Annotated in this window: 17 protein-coding genes; 9 read left to right on the forward strand and 8 right to left on the reverse strand. The window is 60.8% G+C overall.

What is annotated here, in order from left to right; genetic code table 11:
* The first annotated feature begins 152 nt into the window (after positions 1–152).
* The gene (locus AC2LD7_RS17225) at positions 153–389 is read left to right on the forward strand and encodes a zinc ribbon domain-containing protein (protein WP_484599001.1); all 237 of its coding nucleotides are present in this window, start codon (positions 153–155) and stop codon (positions 387–389) included.
* A 478-nt stretch (positions 390–867) separates the two neighbouring features.
* Positions 868–1,791, forward strand: coding sequence for an Abi family protein (locus tag AC2LD7_RS17230; protein WP_484598950.1), 924 nt, complete (start codon positions 868–870; stop codon positions 1,789–1,791).
* A gap of 54 nt (positions 1,792–1,845) precedes the next feature.
* Here AC2LD7_RS17230 and AC2LD7_RS17235 read toward each other — a convergent pair whose 3' ends face one another.
* Entirely contained in the window at positions 1,846–2,838 is a 993-nt protein-coding gene (locus tag AC2LD7_RS17235; RefSeq protein WP_484598951.1) for a hypothetical protein, read from the reverse strand.
* Between the two features lie 1,173 nt (positions 2,839–4,011).
* Between AC2LD7_RS17235 and AC2LD7_RS17240 the strand changes: the two genes are divergently transcribed.
* The 4 genes from AC2LD7_RS17240 to AC2LD7_RS17255 all read left to right on the forward strand — a co-directional run bounded on the left by AC2LD7_RS17240 (position 4,012) and on the right by AC2LD7_RS17255 (position 9,264).
* On the forward strand, positions 4,012–4,566 hold the full coding sequence (locus AC2LD7_RS17240) for a hypothetical protein (RefSeq protein WP_484598952.1): 555 nt from the start codon (positions 4,012–4,014) through the stop codon (positions 4,564–4,566).
* Positions 4,567–5,687: 1,121 nt separating this feature from the next.
* Positions 5,688–7,016, forward strand: coding sequence for a flippase (locus AC2LD7_RS17245; protein WP_484598953.1), 1,329 nt, complete (start codon positions 5,688–5,690; stop codon positions 7,014–7,016).
* Positions 7,013–8,071, forward strand: a complete 1,059-nt coding sequence (locus AC2LD7_RS17250) for a nitroreductase family protein (RefSeq protein WP_484598954.1) — start codon at positions 7,013–7,015, stop codon at positions 8,069–8,071. Before AC2LD7_RS17245 ends, AC2LD7_RS17250 begins: the two co-directional genes overlap by 4 nt.
* An 8-nt stretch (positions 8,072–8,079) precedes the next feature.
* Positions 8,080–9,264 carry a polysaccharide pyruvyl transferase family protein gene (locus tag AC2LD7_RS17255; RefSeq protein ID WP_484598955.1) on the forward strand — a complete coding sequence of 395 codons (1,185 nt, stop codon included), beginning with the start codon at positions 8,080–8,082 and terminating at the stop codon, positions 9,262–9,264.
* A 203-nt stretch (positions 9,265–9,467) separates the two neighbouring features.
* On the opposite strand, the gene AC2LD7_RS17260 is transcribed toward AC2LD7_RS17255, so the two are convergent.
* The 6 genes from AC2LD7_RS17260 to coxB are packed head-to-tail and all read right to left on the reverse strand — an operon-like array spanning position 9,468 to position 15,885.
* The gene (locus AC2LD7_RS17260; RefSeq protein WP_484598956.1) at positions 9,468–10,073 is read right to left on the reverse strand and encodes a DedA family protein; all 606 of its coding nucleotides are present in this window, start codon (positions 10,071–10,073) and stop codon (positions 9,468–9,470) included.
* 3 nt (positions 10,074–10,076) lie between these two features.
* Positions 10,077–11,315, reverse strand: coding sequence for a c-type cytochrome (locus tag AC2LD7_RS17265; RefSeq protein WP_484598957.1), 1,239 nt, complete (start codon positions 11,313–11,315; stop codon positions 10,077–10,079).
* Positions 11,296–11,925 (reverse strand): cytochrome c oxidase assembly protein, encoded by a 630-nt coding sequence (locus AC2LD7_RS17270; protein ID WP_484598958.1) that lies wholly within the window; start codon positions 11,923–11,925, stop codon positions 11,296–11,298. The genes AC2LD7_RS17265 and AC2LD7_RS17270 overlap by 20 nt, the downstream gene beginning before the upstream one ends.
* A complete protein-coding gene (locus AC2LD7_RS17275) occupies positions 11,922–12,335 on the reverse strand; it encodes a hypothetical protein (protein WP_484598959.1) in 414 nt (137 codons plus the stop codon). The genes AC2LD7_RS17270 and AC2LD7_RS17275 overlap by 4 nt, the downstream gene beginning before the upstream one ends.
* A complete protein-coding gene (ctaD, locus tag AC2LD7_RS17280; RefSeq protein ID WP_484598960.1) occupies positions 12,332–14,878 on the reverse strand; it encodes a cytochrome c oxidase subunit I in 2,547 nt (848 codons plus the stop codon). Before ctaD ends, AC2LD7_RS17275 begins: the two co-directional genes overlap by 4 nt.
* The gene (gene coxB / locus AC2LD7_RS17285; RefSeq protein WP_484598961.1) at positions 14,875–15,885 is read right to left on the reverse strand and encodes a cytochrome c oxidase subunit II; all 1,011 of its coding nucleotides are present in this window, start codon (positions 15,883–15,885) and stop codon (positions 14,875–14,877) included. The genes ctaD and coxB overlap by 4 nt, the downstream gene beginning before the upstream one ends.
* A gap of 155 nt (positions 15,886–16,040) precedes the next feature.
* Between coxB and AC2LD7_RS17290 the strand changes: the two genes are divergently transcribed.
* Complete coding sequence (locus AC2LD7_RS17290) at positions 16,041–16,688, forward strand: DUF2238 domain-containing protein (RefSeq protein WP_484598962.1); 648 nt, start codon at positions 16,041–16,043, stop codon at positions 16,686–16,688.
* A gap of 43 nt (positions 16,689–16,731) precedes the next feature.
* Here the strand turns inward: AC2LD7_RS17290 and AC2LD7_RS17295 are convergent, their stop codons facing one another.
* Positions 16,732–17,139, reverse strand: a complete 408-nt coding sequence (locus AC2LD7_RS17295) for a VanZ family protein (protein ID WP_484598963.1) — start codon at positions 17,137–17,139, stop codon at positions 16,732–16,734.
* A 337-nt stretch (positions 17,140–17,476) separates the two neighbouring features.
* Here AC2LD7_RS17295 and AC2LD7_RS17300 point away from each other — a divergent pair, with 337 nt between their 5' ends.
* Together AC2LD7_RS17300 and AC2LD7_RS17305 are read left to right on the forward strand one after the other, a co-directional pair.
* Positions 17,477–18,628, forward strand: a complete 1,152-nt coding sequence (locus tag AC2LD7_RS17300) for an MlaE family ABC transporter permease (RefSeq protein WP_484598964.1) — start codon at positions 17,477–17,479, stop codon at positions 18,626–18,628.
* The gene (locus AC2LD7_RS17305; protein WP_484598965.1) at positions 18,625–19,407 is read left to right on the forward strand and encodes an ABC transporter ATP-binding protein; all 783 of its coding nucleotides are present in this window, start codon (positions 18,625–18,627) and stop codon (positions 19,405–19,407) included. The genes AC2LD7_RS17300 and AC2LD7_RS17305 overlap by 4 nt, the downstream gene beginning before the upstream one ends.
* Positions 19,408–19,434: the final 27 nt, after the last annotated feature.

The following is a 19,434-nucleotide window of genomic DNA, read 5'->3' on the forward strand; positions in this document are numbered from 1 at the left end:
TTTTCAGTCGGCAGAACAGCCTCTACTGGGTCAGTTTTCGGTCAGCGGCAACACTATGCGCCCTGATTGCACTCGCAAAGCGTCGAAGCGGCCTGGGATGGTTCCTCCTTGGGTGCCTTTTCGGTCCACTGGCCTTGCTATTCGCTGCTGCCATGTCTGCGACACAGAGAATCCAACATGAGCCAGCGCATACGCTGAAAACATGTCCTCACTGCGCTGAGACAGTAAAAATTCAAGCTGTAGTCTGCAAACACTGCGGCCAGCCCTTAGGAAGCTTGATCGAGAACAATCCAACGCAGGATCAATGGAACAGAGAGCTGGAAAAGCTCCCGCAGCGCCAAAAAAGCCGCTGGGGTTCCTCTCCCCAACCGGAGAAAGAAGACGACTAGCTCTCATCGACACAACTGAGCAAGGCACACTGATCTGACCAACCGCACTCCGACAGCGCATTAGGGTGACAGGCAAAAGCGGCCAGAAGCGGACGATCTGCCTCACGACTGCGCAATTGTATACTTGACCAGTCAGTTGCGTAGCACTGACCAAGTGTCCGCATCCAAGTTGGCCATCGGATCGTAAGTAGAGGCAAGAAAGCCCAGATTTCTCATTCTCCACCGGCGGTTTCCGGCCAGATACCCTTTCGGCCTCCGTGGCCGGCTGTCTGCGCTGACCCTAGATAGCACGGTCATTTGACAAACCAGGCTGTGTGAACGAATATCTGCAGCAATCGCGCCCAATCCTCTGGGGCTGGCATGTCCGGCTCTATGGTTGGGCCTTCTCATTTCTGGGACATGGAAGTTGCGACAACTCGCTCCACCGAAGCCATTCCGATCCTACAGCGACCTGGCCAAACTCTTGATCAGCCGCGGGATGGAAGTTGCAGATCCTCTCCGGGCTGAGCGCAAGCTTGCGCAGGTAGGCTATTACCGACTAAGTGGATTCTGGTTCCCGGCACGGGAGTATGTTCGGGATCAGCACGGCCAGGTCACCCTCTGCAACGTCACCCAAAAGCCTCTTCGCCAAGACACCTTCATGGCGGGGGCTTCCTTCGATTCAGCGTTCAGCCTGTATCTTTTCGACAAGAAGCTTCGCCAGTTGATGCTCGATGCCATTGAGCGCATCGAGATTCATGTGCGCTCGGTAGTCGCTCATGAGGTTGGGTACCACGAACCACTGGCTTACCTAGATTCTCGCTTCATCAACCCCAAGCAAACCCGCAACTGGCAGGACCGCTGGGGGAGACAGCGCAACACCTGGAACGAGTGGCAGGCACGACAAACGGAGCAGATCAACCGCAGCCGGGAAGACTGCATCGAGTGGCACCGGCAGAATCACAAAGCAATGCCCTTCTGGGTCGTCGTCGAAGCCTGGGACTTCGGGGTTTTATCCAAGTACTTTGAGATTTTAAAGGGAAGCCATCAGAACCGCATTGCCGCTCGTTTAGGCATCAGCAATGCCAAGGTACTGAAGGACTGGCTGCAGGAAATTAACACGCTGCGCAACCGCAGCGCTCACCACACGCGCGTCTGGAACCAGGTCGCCTCGAACCCTGTGCCGGTGCTACCCACCGAGGCCTACTTCCAAGGCTTGGCGTTGGATCAGAACGCGCTCAGCCGACTCTTCGGGCTGATCTCTGTAATCTGGTTCCTACTACGCCAGATCGGGCCTGGCTCGCAGTGGCTGCACCAGGTAGCAGACGTGATCGACACGAAGCCTGATTTGCCTGGCTGTCCATTCGCATCGCTTGGCCTGCCGTCCGAGGATGGGTTTCCCCGGCAGTTATTTGGAATCTGAGATGCTGCTCGATCTGGCTTGATAGCTGGGCGACCAGATGAGGCACCGATGGAATCAGGAGGCGATGCGAATGCCGCCTGCCGAGTACTTCTGCTTAAGCGCCAGATCGATGTCTGCAACGTACTTCTCGGGCGCCATGCTGCACGGCTCATCTATCAGGTGATGCACAGCCTCGACTGTTTCAGCCCGGACCTTGTGGTTGCTGACGATCTGGACCGTCAACTGCAGGTTCGCCGGCTTAAGGAAATCGGCCAGCAACTCGGCTTGATCCTGTAACTCGTTCTCGATAATCGCCAGCGTCGACACTTGGTTGAGGGCCGCCTCAGCCTGTTCCAGTTGCATTTGGCTCAGCCGCGCTTTGGTTGGAATTGCCTCCAACTCCCGGCGAAGGTACAGCAGAGCTTCCTGATACAACTGTTGATCTAATTGCAGCCATAGGCCCAGGCCTTTGAGCTTGCCGAAGGAATGCCGGTACCAGGTCCGTTCCTCATGCGGCTTCCCCTTTTCGTCTTTCCCCTTCTTGATGACTAGGTACTCCCAGGAGACCTCCAAGGCATTCCGCTTCCAACGATCGAGTAAGGCGTCACCTACTTCGCCAGGCAGGGTTGAGAGAATCAGGCTGACTTTACTCTGCAGCCCCCTGAGCTTGATGCTCGCGGCCCGGGTCCGGCCTATGAGACTCTCCCGCTGTTTGAGCATTGTTTCGATCTTATGCCGGCGGATGTTCTGCCGCTCGGTGGCGCTCAGCTTCTTAAGCTCCCCCCTGACCTGCTCGTCATCTAGGCCCAAGTGATTCAGGGCGCAGCAATTCCCTATCAGCACCTTCGAGTCGTCGTGCCGCTCGACGACGAAACCGTGCTGATGCATCTGGGAACATCGCTTCCCGTTCTTCTGGTACTGACAGCTGGCTTCAGGCTGAATCAGCCGGTATGGCCGCAACGGGTTTCGGTACTGGTCCTTTGTCAGCGTGCTATCCGAGGCGATCTCATAAAGGGACAACAATTCGGCGAGCGATCTGATTTCCACAATGTTATTCGAGGGGATCATCAAGTCCTCCTAGCGGGCCAGCCATGCGCAAGGCTGTATATTAACCCAGTAATTGCATTGTGGGATCATCTAGTGAATCGACCCTAATTTCGTAGACACCTCCAAGCCTCAATGGATGTCTGCTAAGACAGTTCTGAAAAGTCCGCTTTGGGCCGAAAGCAGCCTGCAATGAATGATCAAAGGCCTGTTAGACGCTCGCCTTTTCGCCTTTGAAACATCTACCTACATGCAAGGAGACGGTACAGTAGAGGTACAGTGCCTGTATGGAGTAGCTAACCTGAAATTGATCAAACCCCAGCATATTCAAGGGCTTAGGTTGTTGTATCTGGGTCTTATAGGGTCTAGACTGGATCAGCCTCGGTGCATTAGGCTATGACTTGTAATCAGTAGGTCCCGAGTTCGACTCTTGGTGCCGGCACCATATAAATCAAAGGCTTGCAGCGATGCAGGCCTTTGTTTTTTCCGGCGCGGGCCAACATTCGGTTAACAGTTATCCGAAGGCATTCCGCGAAACAGCCTCCCGGCCCGTATGCGCGGCGACTCTCCATCGCTCGCTGCAACCAATTAGGCACGGTCTCCATGCGAACCTGCTCGCCCTCTCGTGAGCTGCAGCCGTGGGCCTCGGCCCGAATATCCATGACTTGCTGCGTCTGGCATCCTCTCGCCACGATTACAGCCGCACCAGCATCTGGCTCCGAGGGCAGCTGGAACAGGGAAGGCTTCGATGAATGCAAGCGATGCCATCAACCTCACTAACGATGCGCTGAGTACCGTTCAGGGGATCGCAAGCCGCGCCAATAAGCTGGCCAACCGTTGCAGATGACGCCACGAAGCTTTGGCGTTCATCGATACTGCTTCGGCTCAGTTGAGTGCGGATTTCAACGCTGTCTCACGCCGCCCTTAAAGCGGCTAATTGGACATAATTTGGACGAACGCGCTCCGCGCCGCAGCATCACCAACTCAAACGTCAACTAGTGGAACGGAATAGCAACATGGAAGCGAACATTCAGAGCACGCCGACCAAACTCCTTGCCTGGCTGACAGGTTTGCTGTCTACCGTGATAGGGCTCTGCTGGGGCGGTTATCACGTATGTATTTCCAGACCCAACGGTATTCGGCCTGGGCGTGGTTAATTGGAAGAACTTTCTCTCCTTCTTCGCCGCCTTTGTTTTCATGGGCGCCCTGCTGCTTTCCGTCATGACGTGGCGGCTGCCAACTTTCCTGCGCCGCACCGTAAATCTGATATTGGCCGCAGCCCTCTGTGCCGGTTTTTTCGTGATCGGAATGGAGTACGCCAAGCCGTCGTTCGAGTTCGCACGGGAGCAGGATCGCATCATCGAAAACGACAGCCCAACGCTACTAGGCAAGCGCGTGGAAATGGTCAACAACGTTCGTATCAACCTCAGCGGGTGCAATTTCGTTGCGCAAACGCCTTCATGCGTATTCGAATTTACGAGCACCAACAAGGATCGCGAAATTCATGTTCGCAGCCTGAGCGCGGTCTTCGAGCCAGACGGCAACAACCTGCGCCTGGAAAAGACACTGGTGGGAAATACAGAACTGCAACGAGGGGCCATCGAGCTTGTGCGCAATCTCGATACGAAGGTGACCCTGATCTTCCAGCAGACCCGTAACGACCTCAGGACCATTCCCGCAGTCAAGCTGGTAATCAATGGCCTTGAACACCATGAGCAAGTCGTGAAGTTTAATGAGGTAACCACACGCTAATTTGGAATTACTGGTCCTGCGTTTGGCTCTCACACTGCAATCGGCATAGGGGACAGTCCCGTGGACTGCACCCTGCCACACCACCCGGCATGCGGGTCCGCACCGGGCGGTTCGGGAGATCGAGGCTATGAGAGCCGAGCTAATCCCAGACGGTCAAACCAGGTCAGGTTCAGCACACTATTGAGCAGTTTGCCGCTGTTGCATCACCAGCGCCGGCTGTTAGCCGCCACCCGTTGCGCCACCGCTGTGCTTGCTCCAAGTTCGCGTAGCTCCTGAACATGGTCTTGCCTCGCTTCCACTGCTTGGATGGCTCGCTTTCAGGACGGGCACCGTACCAGCACCGTCGAGCGTCCTTGGATACCGTAACGAGCCTGAGCCTCCTTGTAACTTAATTCGCCTTTTCAATCTGGTCTACCACCGCCAACTTAAAAGCCAGCGTGTAATCTCGCTGCGCTTAACACCTTCTGCCATGAAGCTCTCCTGAAAATAAGGCTGAAGGTGTAAACCTTATTCAGGACAAGCCAACAAACGCAAAAAAGCCCCGCATCGAGCGATGCGGGGCTTTTCTGTGTAAGGCTGAGTCCTATCCCTTCGGCCGCTCCAAGCGGCATTTCCTCGCGCCAGTCCAGGCGCTTGCGACATCCTTCGCGGCAGCCACAACCGACAACCCGAGAGTCGTAGGCGCGCCGTGCTAGGCGATCAGTGACGCATCAAGATGGGTCACCGACCGGCCAGCAACGGCAGCAGGGTTATGAGCGGGCGTGATGGCAAAAGTTCCACTTTTGAAATGAAAAGGCCATCAGATTAAGTACGACATAGCCAATCGCCAGTAAATGCAGGCGGCCGAGGCGTATGCAGCGGGTCGCCTTGCGTAGTTTTCAGACCACACGCCTTCGCCGTCGCAGCGAATTCGTCACGGCCCGTCACACGCGCCTTGCGGCCTAGTTCGGCTGCTAATGGTCTTCGCCATACCGAACCAAGGCAGTGGCCTCGATACATTTTGCTCCACTTGCAGCCGGGAACATGCCGAACGATTCGCGGTCAGCTGTCCGTCGCCACACTCCAGCGCATTGAAGGCAATGCTTGCACCACGGAGCCAGCCTTGGGAGCCAGGCAACTCGATGACCGCGATTACAACGCTCTTCAACAAACTCAAGCTCTATCTGTTCAACGCCTCGTGGATGATGGCGGAGCGGCTGCTGCACATCGGCGTGGGCTTTCTCACCGCGGTGCTGCTAGCGCGCTATCTGGGGCCGGAGCAGTTCGGCATCCTCTCCTATGCGATTTCGATGACCGCCATCTTCGCCTCGGCCGGGCATATGGGGCTGGCCGGTCTGGTGGTGCGCGAGGTGGTGAAGCAGCCGGACAAGGTCCCGGAAACCCTGGGCACGACCTTTCTCCTGAAGCTGACCGGGATGACGCTCGGGTTCATCCTGATCCTGATCTATTCACTGCTGTTCGAGGAGATCGGCGGCACCGAGTTCTGGATGTTGCTGATCGTCGCCTCGGCGATTTTTTTCCAGACGTTCGACGTGGTCGAATACTGGTTCCAGTCGCAAGTACAGGCCAAGTACCCGGCCATCGCCAAGTCCAGCGCGATCCTGCTTTCGGCCGGACTCAAGCTGTTGCTGGTATTCAGCGGCGCCGGGGTGGTGGCCTTCGCCTTCGCCCACACCGCGCAGTTCATGCTGGCCGCAGTGATACTGGCAATCCTCTACAAAGGCACCACAACCGTCTCGGTGATGAGTTGGAAAGCCAGCTTCGCCAAGGCCAAGGAGCTGCTCAGCCAAGGCTGGATCATCTATGTCGGTTCGATCTTCGCGGTGATCTACATGAAGATCGACCAGGTGATGCTCAAGTGGATGGTCGGAGCCGAAGAGGTTGGAGTCTATGCAGTTGCGGCGCAGCTTTCCGAAGCCTGGTACTTCCTGCCGACCGCCATCGTCGCGTCTTTCTTTCCCAAGCTGATCAAGCTGCACGCCGCCGATACGACGAGATTCAACCAGCGTTTCCAGCAGCTGTTCGATGTGCTGTTCATCCTCGCCATCGCCGTTGCGGTGTTGGTGACGCTCGTCGCCGGGCCGCTGATTTCGCTGCTGTTCGGCGCCGAGTATCAGAACTCCGCCTCGATCCTCACCATCCATATCTGGGGTGGCGTGTTCATCTTCATGCGCGCGCTGTTCAGCCGCTGGATCCTCATCGAGGGCGCGCTGATGTTTTCCCTGATCACCCAGGGCCTCGGCGCTCTGGCCAATATCGGTCTGAACCTGCTGCTGATTCCACATTACGGCGGTGAAGGTGCAGCCATGGCGACGCTGATTTCCTACGCCATTGCCTCCTACGCCGCGCTGCTGGTGCACAAGAAGACCCGGCCGGTGTTCTACATGATGACCCGATCCATATTCAGTCCATTTCGCTATGCCTTCAGCGCTGTAGGAGCCACCCGATGAGCCTCATGTCCCTTGCCCGCGCCCTGCCCGACCCGGTGAAGACTGCGCTCAAAGCCACCCGGGACAACACTGGCCTGGCCCTGGTCCGGCTGTTCTCCAGCAACGGTTTCCTGTCTTCTCTTTACTACTGTTTCATCAGCCGCGAGTTCGACCGCGAGCACCGCGCGGTGCTGCTCGGGCGCCTGCAGTTCGCCCGATTGATGCGCAGCAAGGGCGAAAACGACGCCTTTTTGCGGCGCAACGTGCACCGTCTGGAGAAGGGCCTGATCATGCGCCCGCGCCGCAATACTTTCGCCGAGGATTACATCGGCCCTACCGTTCGCTGCTATGCCGATGCGACGCAAGCCGGCGTGATCAATGGCCAGCAGCGTTGGGCCAACGACGTGCTGACCGATTATTTTTCGGCGGTCGGCAGCACGCCACGCATCGATTCGGCGAAGCGCGCCTTTACCCATGCGCAAAATCTCGATGAATCGAACCGCTGCGTGCCCTACCCGCACAGCCAGCTGCCGGAATGCCCGGTCAGCTATGACGAGCTGATGACACTGTTCCGCCGTCGGCGCTCAGTGCGTTGGTATCAAGACAAGCCGGTCAGCAACGAGCTGATCGAACAGGCGGTCAAGGCTGCCGCGCTGGCCCCCTCCGCCTGTAATCGCCAGCCGTTTCGCTTCTATGTCAGTAACGATCCGGTCAAGGCGTCGGATGTCGCCAAATGCGCTGGCGGCACGGCGGGTTTCCACGACAATCTGCAGTGCGTAATCGCCGTGGTGGGCGATCTGGGCTGCTACCCGGAAGCGCGGGATCGCCATGTCGTCTACATCGACGGCTCGCTGGCGGCGATGCAGCTGATGCTGGCGTGCGAAAGCCTTGGTCTCTCCACCTGTTCGATCAACTGGCCGGACGTGGAAGAACGGGAACGACTACTCGCTAAGAAACTGGGCCTGGCCTACCACGAGCGCACCGTCATGCTGCTGGCGGTGGGCTACGCCGATCCAACGGGAGGGATTCCTTATTCGGACAAGAAGACCGAGCAAGACCTGATTGTATTCAACTGAGGTAAGCGATGATTATCGAGATCAGAAAGGCAGGCTTCGTCAATAAAGGCGCAGAGCTGATGCTGCATGCGGCGCTGCAGAAGCTGAAGGCCCGGTATCCCGACGCTACCTACGTCATGGCACCGACACCGAAAAAGGCAGAACAACCGTTCCGCAAGCTCGTGCAGCTGGGTTTCTATCCCAAGGCTTGGCTGTGGCGCTACGGCATCCAATGGGGCGGGCTGGCGAATTTTGCGCCGCGCCCGCTACGTGAAATGTATGGCGTGGTGCTGGACAAAGAAGTCGATGTGGTCATCGACGCGGCTGGCTTCGCCTACAGCGACCAGTGGGGCGAAGACCCTTGCGCAGAGCTGGCGCAATCGGCCAAACGCTGGAGAAAGAACGGCACCCGAGTGATTTTGTTGCCGCAGGCGCTGGGCCCGTTCAAGTCCGAGAAGAACCAAGCGGCGATGAAAACCGTTGTCGAGAATGTTGACCTGATCTTCCCGCGCGAGCGCGTCTCCTATGAGCACCTGACCCACCTGGTTGGCGAACAACCCAAAATCAAGCAATCGCCCGACTTCACCAATCTGATTTCCGGCGTGATTCCACCCAGCTTCGACGCCGTACAGAACCGCTTCTGCATCGTTCCCAACTGCCGGATGCTGGACAAGACCGATCAGAAGACGCGCGATGCTTATCTGCCCTTCCTCATCAAGTGCACCCGCTATTTGCTGGAGAAAGACGCCAAGCCGTTCGTGCTGGTCCACGAAGGCAAGGGCGACCTGGCGCTGGCAGAGAAGCTCTCGGCGGCGGTTGGCGGCATTCCAATTGTGCAGGAAAGCGGCGCGCTGGAAATCAAAGGCATCCTCGGGGCCTGCAGCGGCACCTTGGGCAGTCGCTTCCATGGCCTGGTCAGTGCGCTGTCGCAGGGCGTGCCGGCGCTGGCGACCGGCTGGAGCCACAAATATCAGATGCTGTTCGAGGATTACGGCTTTGCGGATGGGCTGGTCGAGGTGACCACCGACGAGGCGGAGATCAAGCGCAAGATCGACCTTGTGACGGATGAAAGCGCGCGGATCGAGGCGCTGATTCAAGCCCACACTGCGCAGCTCAAGCAACAATCCGAGCAAATGTGGCAGCAGGTCTTTGAGGTGATCGATCAGTGCGAGCGCGCGCGCCAGACGCAGCACCACACCGCCGGCGCAGCCTGAGCTCGCGGAAACAGTCCTGGCGAGACATTGGAGAGCTGCTTGAGCGAGCAAGCGCTCCGCTTCACTCTCTGTAGGGTGGGCTTCAGCCCACCAGGAGAGCTATCGTCGACAGACCTGGCGAGGCGTTTAAGAGCTGGCGGTGCGAGAAAGCGGTGGGCTGAAGCCCACCCTACGCGGCGCGGGGATTGTAAGTCGCGTTCCGCTCAGCCACGCCGGGCAAATCGTTGGCGAATCAGCCTGTACAGGTAAAAGAGCACCATCAGCACCACCACGCCGGTGGAAATCGGATCGAGGTACTCGGCGACCTTTTCATACTGGGATTCGAGCAGAAAGCCCGCCAATGCCAGCAGCGCCGTCCAGAGCAGCGACCCCAGCGTCGAGTAAATCAGGAATCGGGTCATCGACATCCCGGCGATACCCGCCGGCACCGAGATCAGGGTCCGCACGGCGGGTATTAGACGACCGAAGAACACCGCACCCTTGCCGTGCCGGTCGAACCAGCCGATGGCCTTGTCGACATCCTCAGGCGACAGGGTCAGCCAATGTCCCCAGCGCTTGGCGAGGCGCTTCATGCGCTCCTTGCCGAGCTTGGCGCCGGCGTAATACCAGGGCAGCGCACCCACCACCGAGCCGGCCGTGCCAACCGCAATCACACCAGCGAAATTCAACTCGCCGCGCGCCGCCACGAAGCCCGCCAACGGCATGATCAGCTCGGACGGAATCGGCGGGAAGATATTCTCCAGCAACATCAACGCGAAGACCCCGAGATAGCCGAACGCCGAAACCACTTCCACGATCTTGTCGAACATCGGTTACCTCTGTTGTTGTGATGTCGGCTCGCTGGCCATTTGGGGCGCGGCCTTTTCCGGCAGCGAGGCATAGTAATCCGCCAGATCCTGCATCTGCTCGGGTGTCAGCCGCTGCGCGGCGCTGTGCATGATATGAGCGTATTCGCTGCCGCCGCGCTTACCTGCGGTGAATAGCTCCAGCTGCTGCTTTAGATAGCTGGCGTACTGTCCGGCGATGCTGGGGTACATCGGGTTGCGCGGACTGGTCTTGGGACCGTGGCAATGCACGCAGGACGGGATGCCGCGCTCAGGCACGCCGCGTTCGGCCAGTGTCTTGCCCACCGCAAGCGCAGCGGGCGTCGGCGCTGGTGCGTCCGTTCGGCTGACCGTCGGCAGTTCGGCGAAGTGCCTGGCCAGCGCCTGCAGAACCGGCGGATCGAGCCCGGCGGCGATCGGTTGCATGATGCCGCTGTGGCGGTCGCCCTTGGCGTAAGCCTGCAACGTGCCAAGCAGATAGGCCTCGCTTTGCCCGGCCAGCCGCGGAAAGGCGCCTTGCCCGCGCCCACCGCCATCGACGGCGTGACAGCGATTGCAGTTGGCCAACACCGGGCCCAGCGGATCACCGAGCGAGCGCAAATGATCAGGCGTCACTGGGTTGGTCGCATCAGCGGCACGTTCGCCCAGCGCCAGCGCCCGGTAGCGAGCGGTGGACATCTCCGGCATCGCCTGCAGAAAGGCGACCAATGCCCAGACTTCATCCTCGCGCTTCGACGCCGGCCAGGCTGGCATGGCGGTGAACTTGACGCCGTTTTTGACGATCCAGAACAGCTCCTGCGGCTCCCAATGCTCGATACGCGGCAGCAGTAGCGGTGGTTCGGGCATCATCTGCTGCGCGATCAAAGACCGCTCTCGTCCCGGTGCGCCATGGCAAGTGGCGCAACCGGTCTCGTAATGCCCGGCGCCCTTGAGTACCAGCGCCGGATCGTCGAGTGACGGCACCTCGATGCCCATCGACTGAGTGCTCACCGCGCGGCGCATGGCGTAATGCAGCACCCAGCCGGTCGCCGCCCAGTGGCCGGAACTGGCGCTGATCGACACCAACCCCAGCGAGATCAGCAAGAAGCCGCCGGAGCCTGCGATCGCAATCATCAACACCACTGCCGCCAGAACGCGTTTCCACGAGCCGCCCGTCAACCAGCGCAGCCACCGGCACAGAGGCGCCGAAACGCGACAGAACAGCCGCTTAGCTGATCGAAACGGCATGGCGCTTGTCCTGTAGAAGGCCACTCAGCAGATACAACCCGCCGATCAGGTAGGACGTGCCGCCGAATACCAGCATGATCACGCCGCCCAGTTGCTGATCTTCGAGCGGGCCGAGGCCCGACAACGCCGAGCCGGTGTGTTCGAACAGCGGTCGGCTCGCCATCGTCAGCAGCACGCCGAGCAGCGTCATGTGCATCGAGGTCAGCAGCAATCCAGCGATACCGGCCAACGCGCGTTGATGCCGGACGCCGCCGAACGCCGCGAGCCACACCAGCAGCCCGACGAACAGATAGCTGCCCTGCTCCAGCAACTCGGCGGACTGCGAAGTGCGTGCCGCGTGGTGCAGGGCTGGCATGTGCCACGCCCAGACTACGAACAGCTCGATCACCGACGCCAGAACCGGCGAGAACAGAAATGGGATTCGGCTGGAGAAATCCAACCGGCTGCCAGCGAGGCCGATCGCCAGCAACGGCGCCGCGACTGCCACCACCATCACGTGCATGAGCATGTGGCCGACGAACAGCCGATCGGCCATCGCCGGCAGCGGGCCGAGCCAGACCGCCGCCAGCGTGGCCAGGCCCAACATCAATGACAGCGGACGCCAGATCATGCGCAGCTCCTGATGAAGACCACACAGAGGGCGACGAAAACCGTCGCGACAAAACTCAGGCCACTGAGCAGTAGCGTTGAAAAGCCGAGAAACCGATGGCGGTCGCCTGGAGTATCGAAATCATGCGGCGCGGTGGCGTTACCGAAGCTGTGCATGCGCCAACCGCGCCAGCCGGTCAGGGCTATGCCTGTCAGGGCCAGCAGCGTCAGCACACCGATGACCAGACGCACGTCACCCAACGGTCCCGTACGCCCCGCCACCTTGGCGCACCAGACCGCGGCCGCCGCATAGGACAGCACGAAGTGCACCGCCCAGATCACCGGCCCGAAGGTCAACAGCCAGAGCGTAACCCGCTCGTCAGGCGGCGCTTCGGCCTTTTCCTCCGGCCGGATTTCGGTTCGCTCGTTCACGCGACCTCCGGGAAGCCGGCAATGACCGCGACGGTCATGCCCACGGTTATAGCCATGAAATGCCAGTACAGCGCGACGTTACGGATATCGATGTCGTGCTCGGCCGTCATCCGCCCGGCAGCGCGGCGCGCCAGGCAATAGAGCTGCATGATCAGACCGATACCCAGGTGCAGCAGGCACCAGAGCACCAGCACCCAGACCGTTGCCGGGTAGACATTGCTGGTCGGATCGAGCCCGCTGAAATGCGGCCCCGCAAAGAGCGCACCACCGCCGGCAATGGTCAGCAAGGAGGCCAGCCCCAGCGCCAGATAGAAGCTCGCCGCCTGGTCGCGGTCATTGCAGCGGCGCGCCAGCAGCGTCAGGCCCCAAGAGACGAGGATCAGGCCAAGCGCGATCGACGGCCAGACCACGCCAGGCCCGGTCGCGTCCGCTGGCGGGAAATCCTCATGCACCGTCCAGAAGAAGAAGTAGCCAAACACCAGACTGGCGAAGGCACTCATATCGCCGATCATGGTGATGAAGGTCGCCCACCAGCCCACCGACTTCGCGCCGGAGGCGTAGAGCGGCGCCGACACGTTCAGGCCGATGTCTTTTCGCGGCTTCTCCGGAATCACCGCAGTGCCCGTCCACAGCCAGATGAGGATGGTCACCAGGGCTAGAAAGCCGCTGGTCAGCGCCGCGACGTACCAGCTGTAGGTGGCGAAGATGAACAGGCCACCGGTGAATACCGCCGCCCAGAAGCTTAGAAAGGTCGGCCCCGGCACCCGCAAACACTGGATCGGCTCGGCATCGATGATGCTGCTGATCAGCGTCTCGCGCTTGCCCTCCTCAGCGTCCGGTAGATAGAAACGCCCGGCATCGACGTCGCGCATCAGGTTGGGCTGATCCCACAGCGGATAGCGGCTCTTGATGATCGGAATCGAACGCACGCCCCAGGACTTGCCGGGCATTTCGGCCAGCCATTCCAGAGTGCCGGCGTTCCACGGGTTGCGCTTGCTGTAAGGCTGCTTGCCCTTGGGCCGCAGCACGTCCCAGACCAGCACCGCGACGCCGATCGTAAGAATGAAGGCGCCCACCGTGGAGACCATGTTGAGCACGTCGAAACCCATATCCGGCGCATAGGTATAGACCCGCCGTGGCATGCCCAGCAGCCCAGTGAAGTGCATCGGCAGAAAGGCGACGTTGAAGCCGATGAACATCAGCCAGAAGGCGATGCGTCCGAGGCGGTCCGACAGCGTCTTGCTCATCGCCAGCGGGAAGAAGTAATAGAGGCCGGCAATCACCGGGAACAGCATGCCGCCAATCAACACGTAATGCAGATGCGCGACGATGAAGTAGGTGTCGTGCGCCTGAAAGTCGAACGGCGCCAGCGCCACCATCACGCCGGTCAGACCGCCAAGGACGAAAATCGCCAGCGCACCGGCGACGAACAGCATCGGCACCGATTTGACGAAACGCCCCGCCAGCGCCGTGGCGAGGAAGCAGAAGATCTGCACGCCGGTGGGAATCGCCACCGCCTCGGACGCCGCCGAGAAGAACGCCAGTGAGATGCCCGGCATGCCGGTGGTGAACATGTGGTGCACCCACAGTCCGAAGCTGATGAAGCCGGTGCCCACTGCCGCCAGAACGATGAAGCTGTAACCGACGATGGGCCGCTGCGCGGCGGTGGGAACGATGGTCGCCACCAGCGCGACGGCGGGCAGAAAGATGATGTAGACCTCGGGGTGGCCGAAGATCCAGAACAGGTGCTGCCAGAGCAGCGGATCGCCGCCGCGGGTGTGGTCGAAGAACGGCCAGTCGAAGGCGCGCTCCAGTTCGAACAACAGGTCGCCAGCGATCAGCGGCGGGAAGGCAAACAGGATCATCCCCGCCACCACCAGGATGTACCAGGTGTACAGCGGGATCAGGTTGATGCGCATGCCCGGCGGACGTGTCTTCAGCACGCCGACGATCAGTTCTACCGCTGCCGCAATCGACGACACCTCGATGAATGACAGCCCCAGCAGCCAGATATCCGCGCCGAGACCGTCCTGGTAGGTAGTGGTCAGCGGCGGGTACATGAACCAGCCGCCCTGCGGCGCGACGCCGAAGAAAATCGAGCCGCAGACGAACACGCCACCGATGATGAAGCACCAGAAACCGTAGGCCGACAGTCGCGGGAACGGCAAGTCCCGCGCACCCAGCATCTGCGGCAGGATGAGGATCGAAAACGCCTCGAAAATCGGCACGCCGAACAAGAACATCATCACCGAGCCGTGCAGGGTGAAGACCTGGTTGTAGGTGTCGGCAGACAGCAGGTCGTTATTCGGCACCGCCAGCTGAGCACGAATCAACATTGCCAGCACGCCGGCAAAGAGGAAGAAAAGAAAGGCCACGCCGGTGTACCAGAGCCCGACCTCAGTGTTGTTCACCGCCGACCAATAGCGCCAGCCGGTGGGCGTCTTCCAGGCGGCGGCGAGGCGCTCGGCTTGCGCCTTGGCACGGGCTTCTTCCTGCGGGTTGCGGTCGCTCTCCGGCTCGATCACATCCTCGGGCTCGCTCATTTCAGTCCGCTCAGGTAATGCGCCATGGCGCTCAGCTGATCATCGGGCAGCATGCCGAAGGCCGGCATTTTCACGTCCGGCTTGATATCGCCGGTGTGGCCAATCCAGCGCTGGAACGCCTCGACATCTGCCGGCAGCGTCCCGGCCGCGAGGCTCAAGCGGCTGCCAACGTGGGTCAGGTCCGGCCCGACCGTGCCGTCGGCCTCGGTGCCGCGCACGCTGTGGCAGGCGCCGCAACCGTTGCTGAGAAAGGCGCGCTGGCCAGCTTGCTCCAAAGCCGAGTCTGGCGCTTGCGCAGGTTGCGCCTGTTCCGCAAGCCAGCGGTCGAAGTCTTCTCGCTCCATGACTACTACGGGAAAATTCATCAGCGCGTGGGACGCCCCGCAATATTCGGCGCAGGCGCCACGGAAGGTGCCGGTGCGCGTGGGCTCCAGCACCAGCTCATTGGTGCGCCCAGGAATCATGTCGACCTTGCCGCCAAGCGAAGGAATCCAGAACGAGTGGATCACGTCCGGGCTGGTCAGGCTGAAGGCGACCCGCTCACCCACCGGCAGGCGGATCTCGTTGGCCAGCTCCACCTTGTCGCCTGCATCAGTTGCATAGCGCACGCGCCACCACCACTGCTCGCCGGAAACCTCGACGCTGAGGTCAATAGCCTCGGTCGAGCGCAGCTGTGGCATCAGCATCAGCCCATAGATCAACAAGCCGGTCAGCACCACCACCGGGAAAACGATCCCCCCGCCGATGATCAGCCAGCGGGCACCTCGAATGCCGTGCGCTTCTGGGTGCGCCTGGGTCGCGTAGAGGGCGATGCCCATCACCACCATCCAGATGACGAGCGCGCCACCGCTCATCCACCAAAACAGCTCGGCGATACTCTGTGCACCCACGCCGGCAGGATTCAGCGCCGATTGTCGTCCGTCGCAGCCAGCCAGCAGCGTGAGCAGCGCCAGCCCAAGGCCATGCGGTGATGGCCTCGCTCGGATGCCGCTGGTCAGAATGGGCACATAGTCCGCCTCGCTAAGGGTCCAGCTTTTGTGACCCTTCTCAGGCGGAAAAAGTTGGGTAGCGGCCTGCTGCAATATCGGCCCCGGCCGCTGGACGGACCCTCTTGCCGCTGCGCTGGTCCCACAAAGAACACAGTGATCGTTCAGGAGAGAACATGGAGACAGACCGAAGCCACCGACACTTCCTGCTGACGCTGGTTGGGCTCTTTCTGCTGGTTTGGGGCGTGCTCGCCATCGCACCGTTCAACCGCCACGATTGGCTGCTGGAAAACCTGCTGGTGGTGGCATTGGCTGCCGCCCTGCTGTTTGGTCACAAGCACTACCTGCCATCGCGCAGCGCGGCAACGTTGATCTTTCTTTACCTCTGTATCCACCAGCTGGGCGCGCATTACACCTATGCCAAGGTTCCTTACGACGCTTGGTGGCAGGCGCTGACTGGAGAGGGGCTGGACGACCAAATGGGCTGGGAGCGCAACCAGTTCGACCGGCTGGCGCATTTCAGCTATGGGCTTCTGCTGGCTTATCCCATTCGCGAAGTGCTCATTCGCCTGGGCCTGCGCCCCGGTTTCTGGAGCGTTCTGCTACCGGTGGATATCGTGCTCTCGACCTCAGCGGTCTACGAGCTGATCGAATGGTTTGGCGCCGAAATGCTCGGCGGCGGGCTGGGCCGCACCTTCCTGGCGACACAAAACGATAGATGGGACCCGCAAAAAGACATGGCTTTGGCGACTGCCGGAGCGATCGTCGCCATGATCATCACCGCACTGTTTTCCCAGAGGACAAAGCATCGGGCAGCGAACTAGGCCGCTGATGCCGGCCGCTGCCACGTCGTGCCGAGCCAGCACTTCAGGAACGGGTAGCGCTTTCCAGGCGTTCTATTTGCTCCGGCGCATCGATGTCGGTGGTGACACCGATACGGCGCAGATACCACTGATAGGCCAAGTACGAACAGCCCCAGCCAAGCAGCACGCCCAAGGTGTTGGCCAGCATGTCGCCCAGCGATGCCTGGCGATTGGGCAGCATGCTCTGGCCAATCTCGATCAACAGCGCGGCGGCGAGGCTCACCACGATTGCCCAGAGCACGCGCCACTGCGGAAACGCCAGGCGCAAGGTAAACATCAGGGCAGCAAAGCCGAGCATGTGGTGCAGTTTGTCCTGCTGATCGAAGATCTGCGGCACCGGCTCCGGGCGCAGACCGCTGAACAGGATGACCGCCAGGACTGCGATGAACGGCAGTGAGCGCAAGAAATTCATAGGCAATCGGTCGCTCTCGCTGTGATCGTGAAAAAGGAAGGATGACGGCAGGACCCGATGCCGGGCGTGTTGAATGTGACTAGGTAAAGGCGGCGTAAGATATCAGCCCCGTGACGCGATGCGTACCGACCATGGTTGCCGGCTTGCACGCTATGGAGAGCTAAAGCGGTCGATAGTTCGTGCCGCTCTGTAACAAATTGCTCGGCGGCGCGACGGTCGGCATCGATAGCAGGACGGCAAACGGAGCCGCGTTCGTAAGGTCCCACCTGATAGGATCGGCGAAATCGACGGTGATCAGGCTCGCCTCTCGACGCCACATGCAATACGGGACCCAACCTTGACGCAAACCACTTCGCCGCCGGGCAGTCTGCAACGGCAACCGACCAGCGACGCACAGGCCGCCACTCTGGCCATCGGCGGCGACTGGACGTTGCAGCACTACGCGACGCTCCGACGCGAGATCGAGCGGGCGCGTCATCAGATCAGCGAGACCGACAGCGTTGAGCTCGATGCCATTGGCGAACTGGATACCGCCGGCGCCGGCCTGCTGGTCGAACTGCTCGGCCCGACCCGAGTCGCCCGACTGAACGAGTGGGCGCCGCAGCTTGCCCCGGAGCGCCAGGCTTTGCTGAAAACTGTCGCCGCCGCGATGAACCAGCCGGAGGCCAAGCAGGCCCCGGAAACCAACGGCATGGCCGATGTGCTGGCGCATGTCGGGCGCACCATTGCCGGCGTCTGGAACCAGCAGCGCACCCTGCTCGGCTTCATCGGCCTGACCCTGCAGACGCTGTTCAGCGTCATCCTCAATCCTCGACGCTGGCGAATGACGGCCCTGGTCGCGCATATCGAGCAGACCGGCCTGGATGCTATTCCCATCGTCGCGCTGCTGACCTTTCTGGTCGGCGCGGTGGTCGCTTTTCTCGGCGCCACGGTGTTGGCCGATTTCGGCGCGACCATCTACACGGTCAACCTGGTGGCGTTTTCCTTTCTGCGCGAATTCGGTGTGCTGCTGGCTGCGATCCTGCTCGCGGGGCGCACCGCCAGCGCCTTCGCTGCGCAGATCGGCGCAATGAAATCCAATGAGGAGATCGACGCCATCCGCACCCTTGGCCTCAGCCCGATCGAACTGCTGGTGCTGCCCCGCGTGCTGGCGATGCTGATCACGCTGCCAATCCTGACCTTCATCGGCATGCTCAGCGGCATTGTCGGCGGGCTGGCGGTCTGCTCGCTGGCACTGGATATCTCGCCAGCGATGTTCTTCACCATTTTGCAGCGCGACATTCCGCTCAATCACTTCCTGGTCGGCATCGGCAAGGCCCCGGTGTTCGCCTTCCTGATCGCGGTGATCGGCTGCCTGGAAGGCTTCAAGGCCAGCGGCAGCGCACAGTCGGTCGGCGAACACACCACTTCCAGCGTGGTGCAGTCGATCTTCATGGTGATCCTGCTCGATGCCATCGCCGCGTTGTTTTTCATGGAGATGGGCTGGTGAAGACAGACGAACCCGTGATTCAGGTCAGCGGCCTGGTCAACCGTTTCGGCAGCCAGGCGGTGCACGTCAATCTCGACCTGGACATTCGCCGTGGCGAGATCCTCGGCGTCGTCGGCGGTTCCGGCACCGGCAAGTCGGTATTGCTGCGCAGCATCGTTGGCCTGCGCCGGCCGAACGCCGGCAGCGTCAAGGTGTTTGGCGAGAACCTGCTGAAACTCTCGACCCAGCGCCGTTCAGAGATCGAACGGCGCTTTGGCGTCCTGTTCCAGCGCGGCGCACTGTTCACTTCGCTGAACCTGCAGGAAAACGTCGCCTTGCCGCTGATCGAGCACATCGGCCTCAAGCGCGCCGATGCCGAACACCTGGCGCGGCAAAAGCTAGCGCTGGCTGGCCTGCCACCGGAAGCCGCCTGCAAATACCCCGACGAGCTGTCCGGCGGCATGGTCAAGCGCGCTGCGCTGGCTCGTGCATTGGCGCTGGACCCGGAAGTACTGTTTCTCGACGAGCCGACCGCGGGCCTCGACCCTATCGGCGCAGCGGCCTTCGACCAGTTGATCCTGACCCTGCGCGACGCACTGGGCTTCAGCGTGTTCCTGGTCACCCACGATCTGGATACGCTCTACACCATCTGCGACCGCGTCGCGGTGCTGGCGCAAAAGCGCGTGCTGGTGGTCGATACATTGGAGGCGGTCGCCGCCACCGACGACGACTGGATTCGCGAATATTTTCACGGCCCGCGTGGCCGCGCGGCGCACGAAGCGGCGCTGGCAGGTCGTTGAAACGTATGCGAGGCAGGCAAGACAAGG

The sequence above is a fragment of the Stutzerimonas sp. genome (assembly GCF_982611455.1).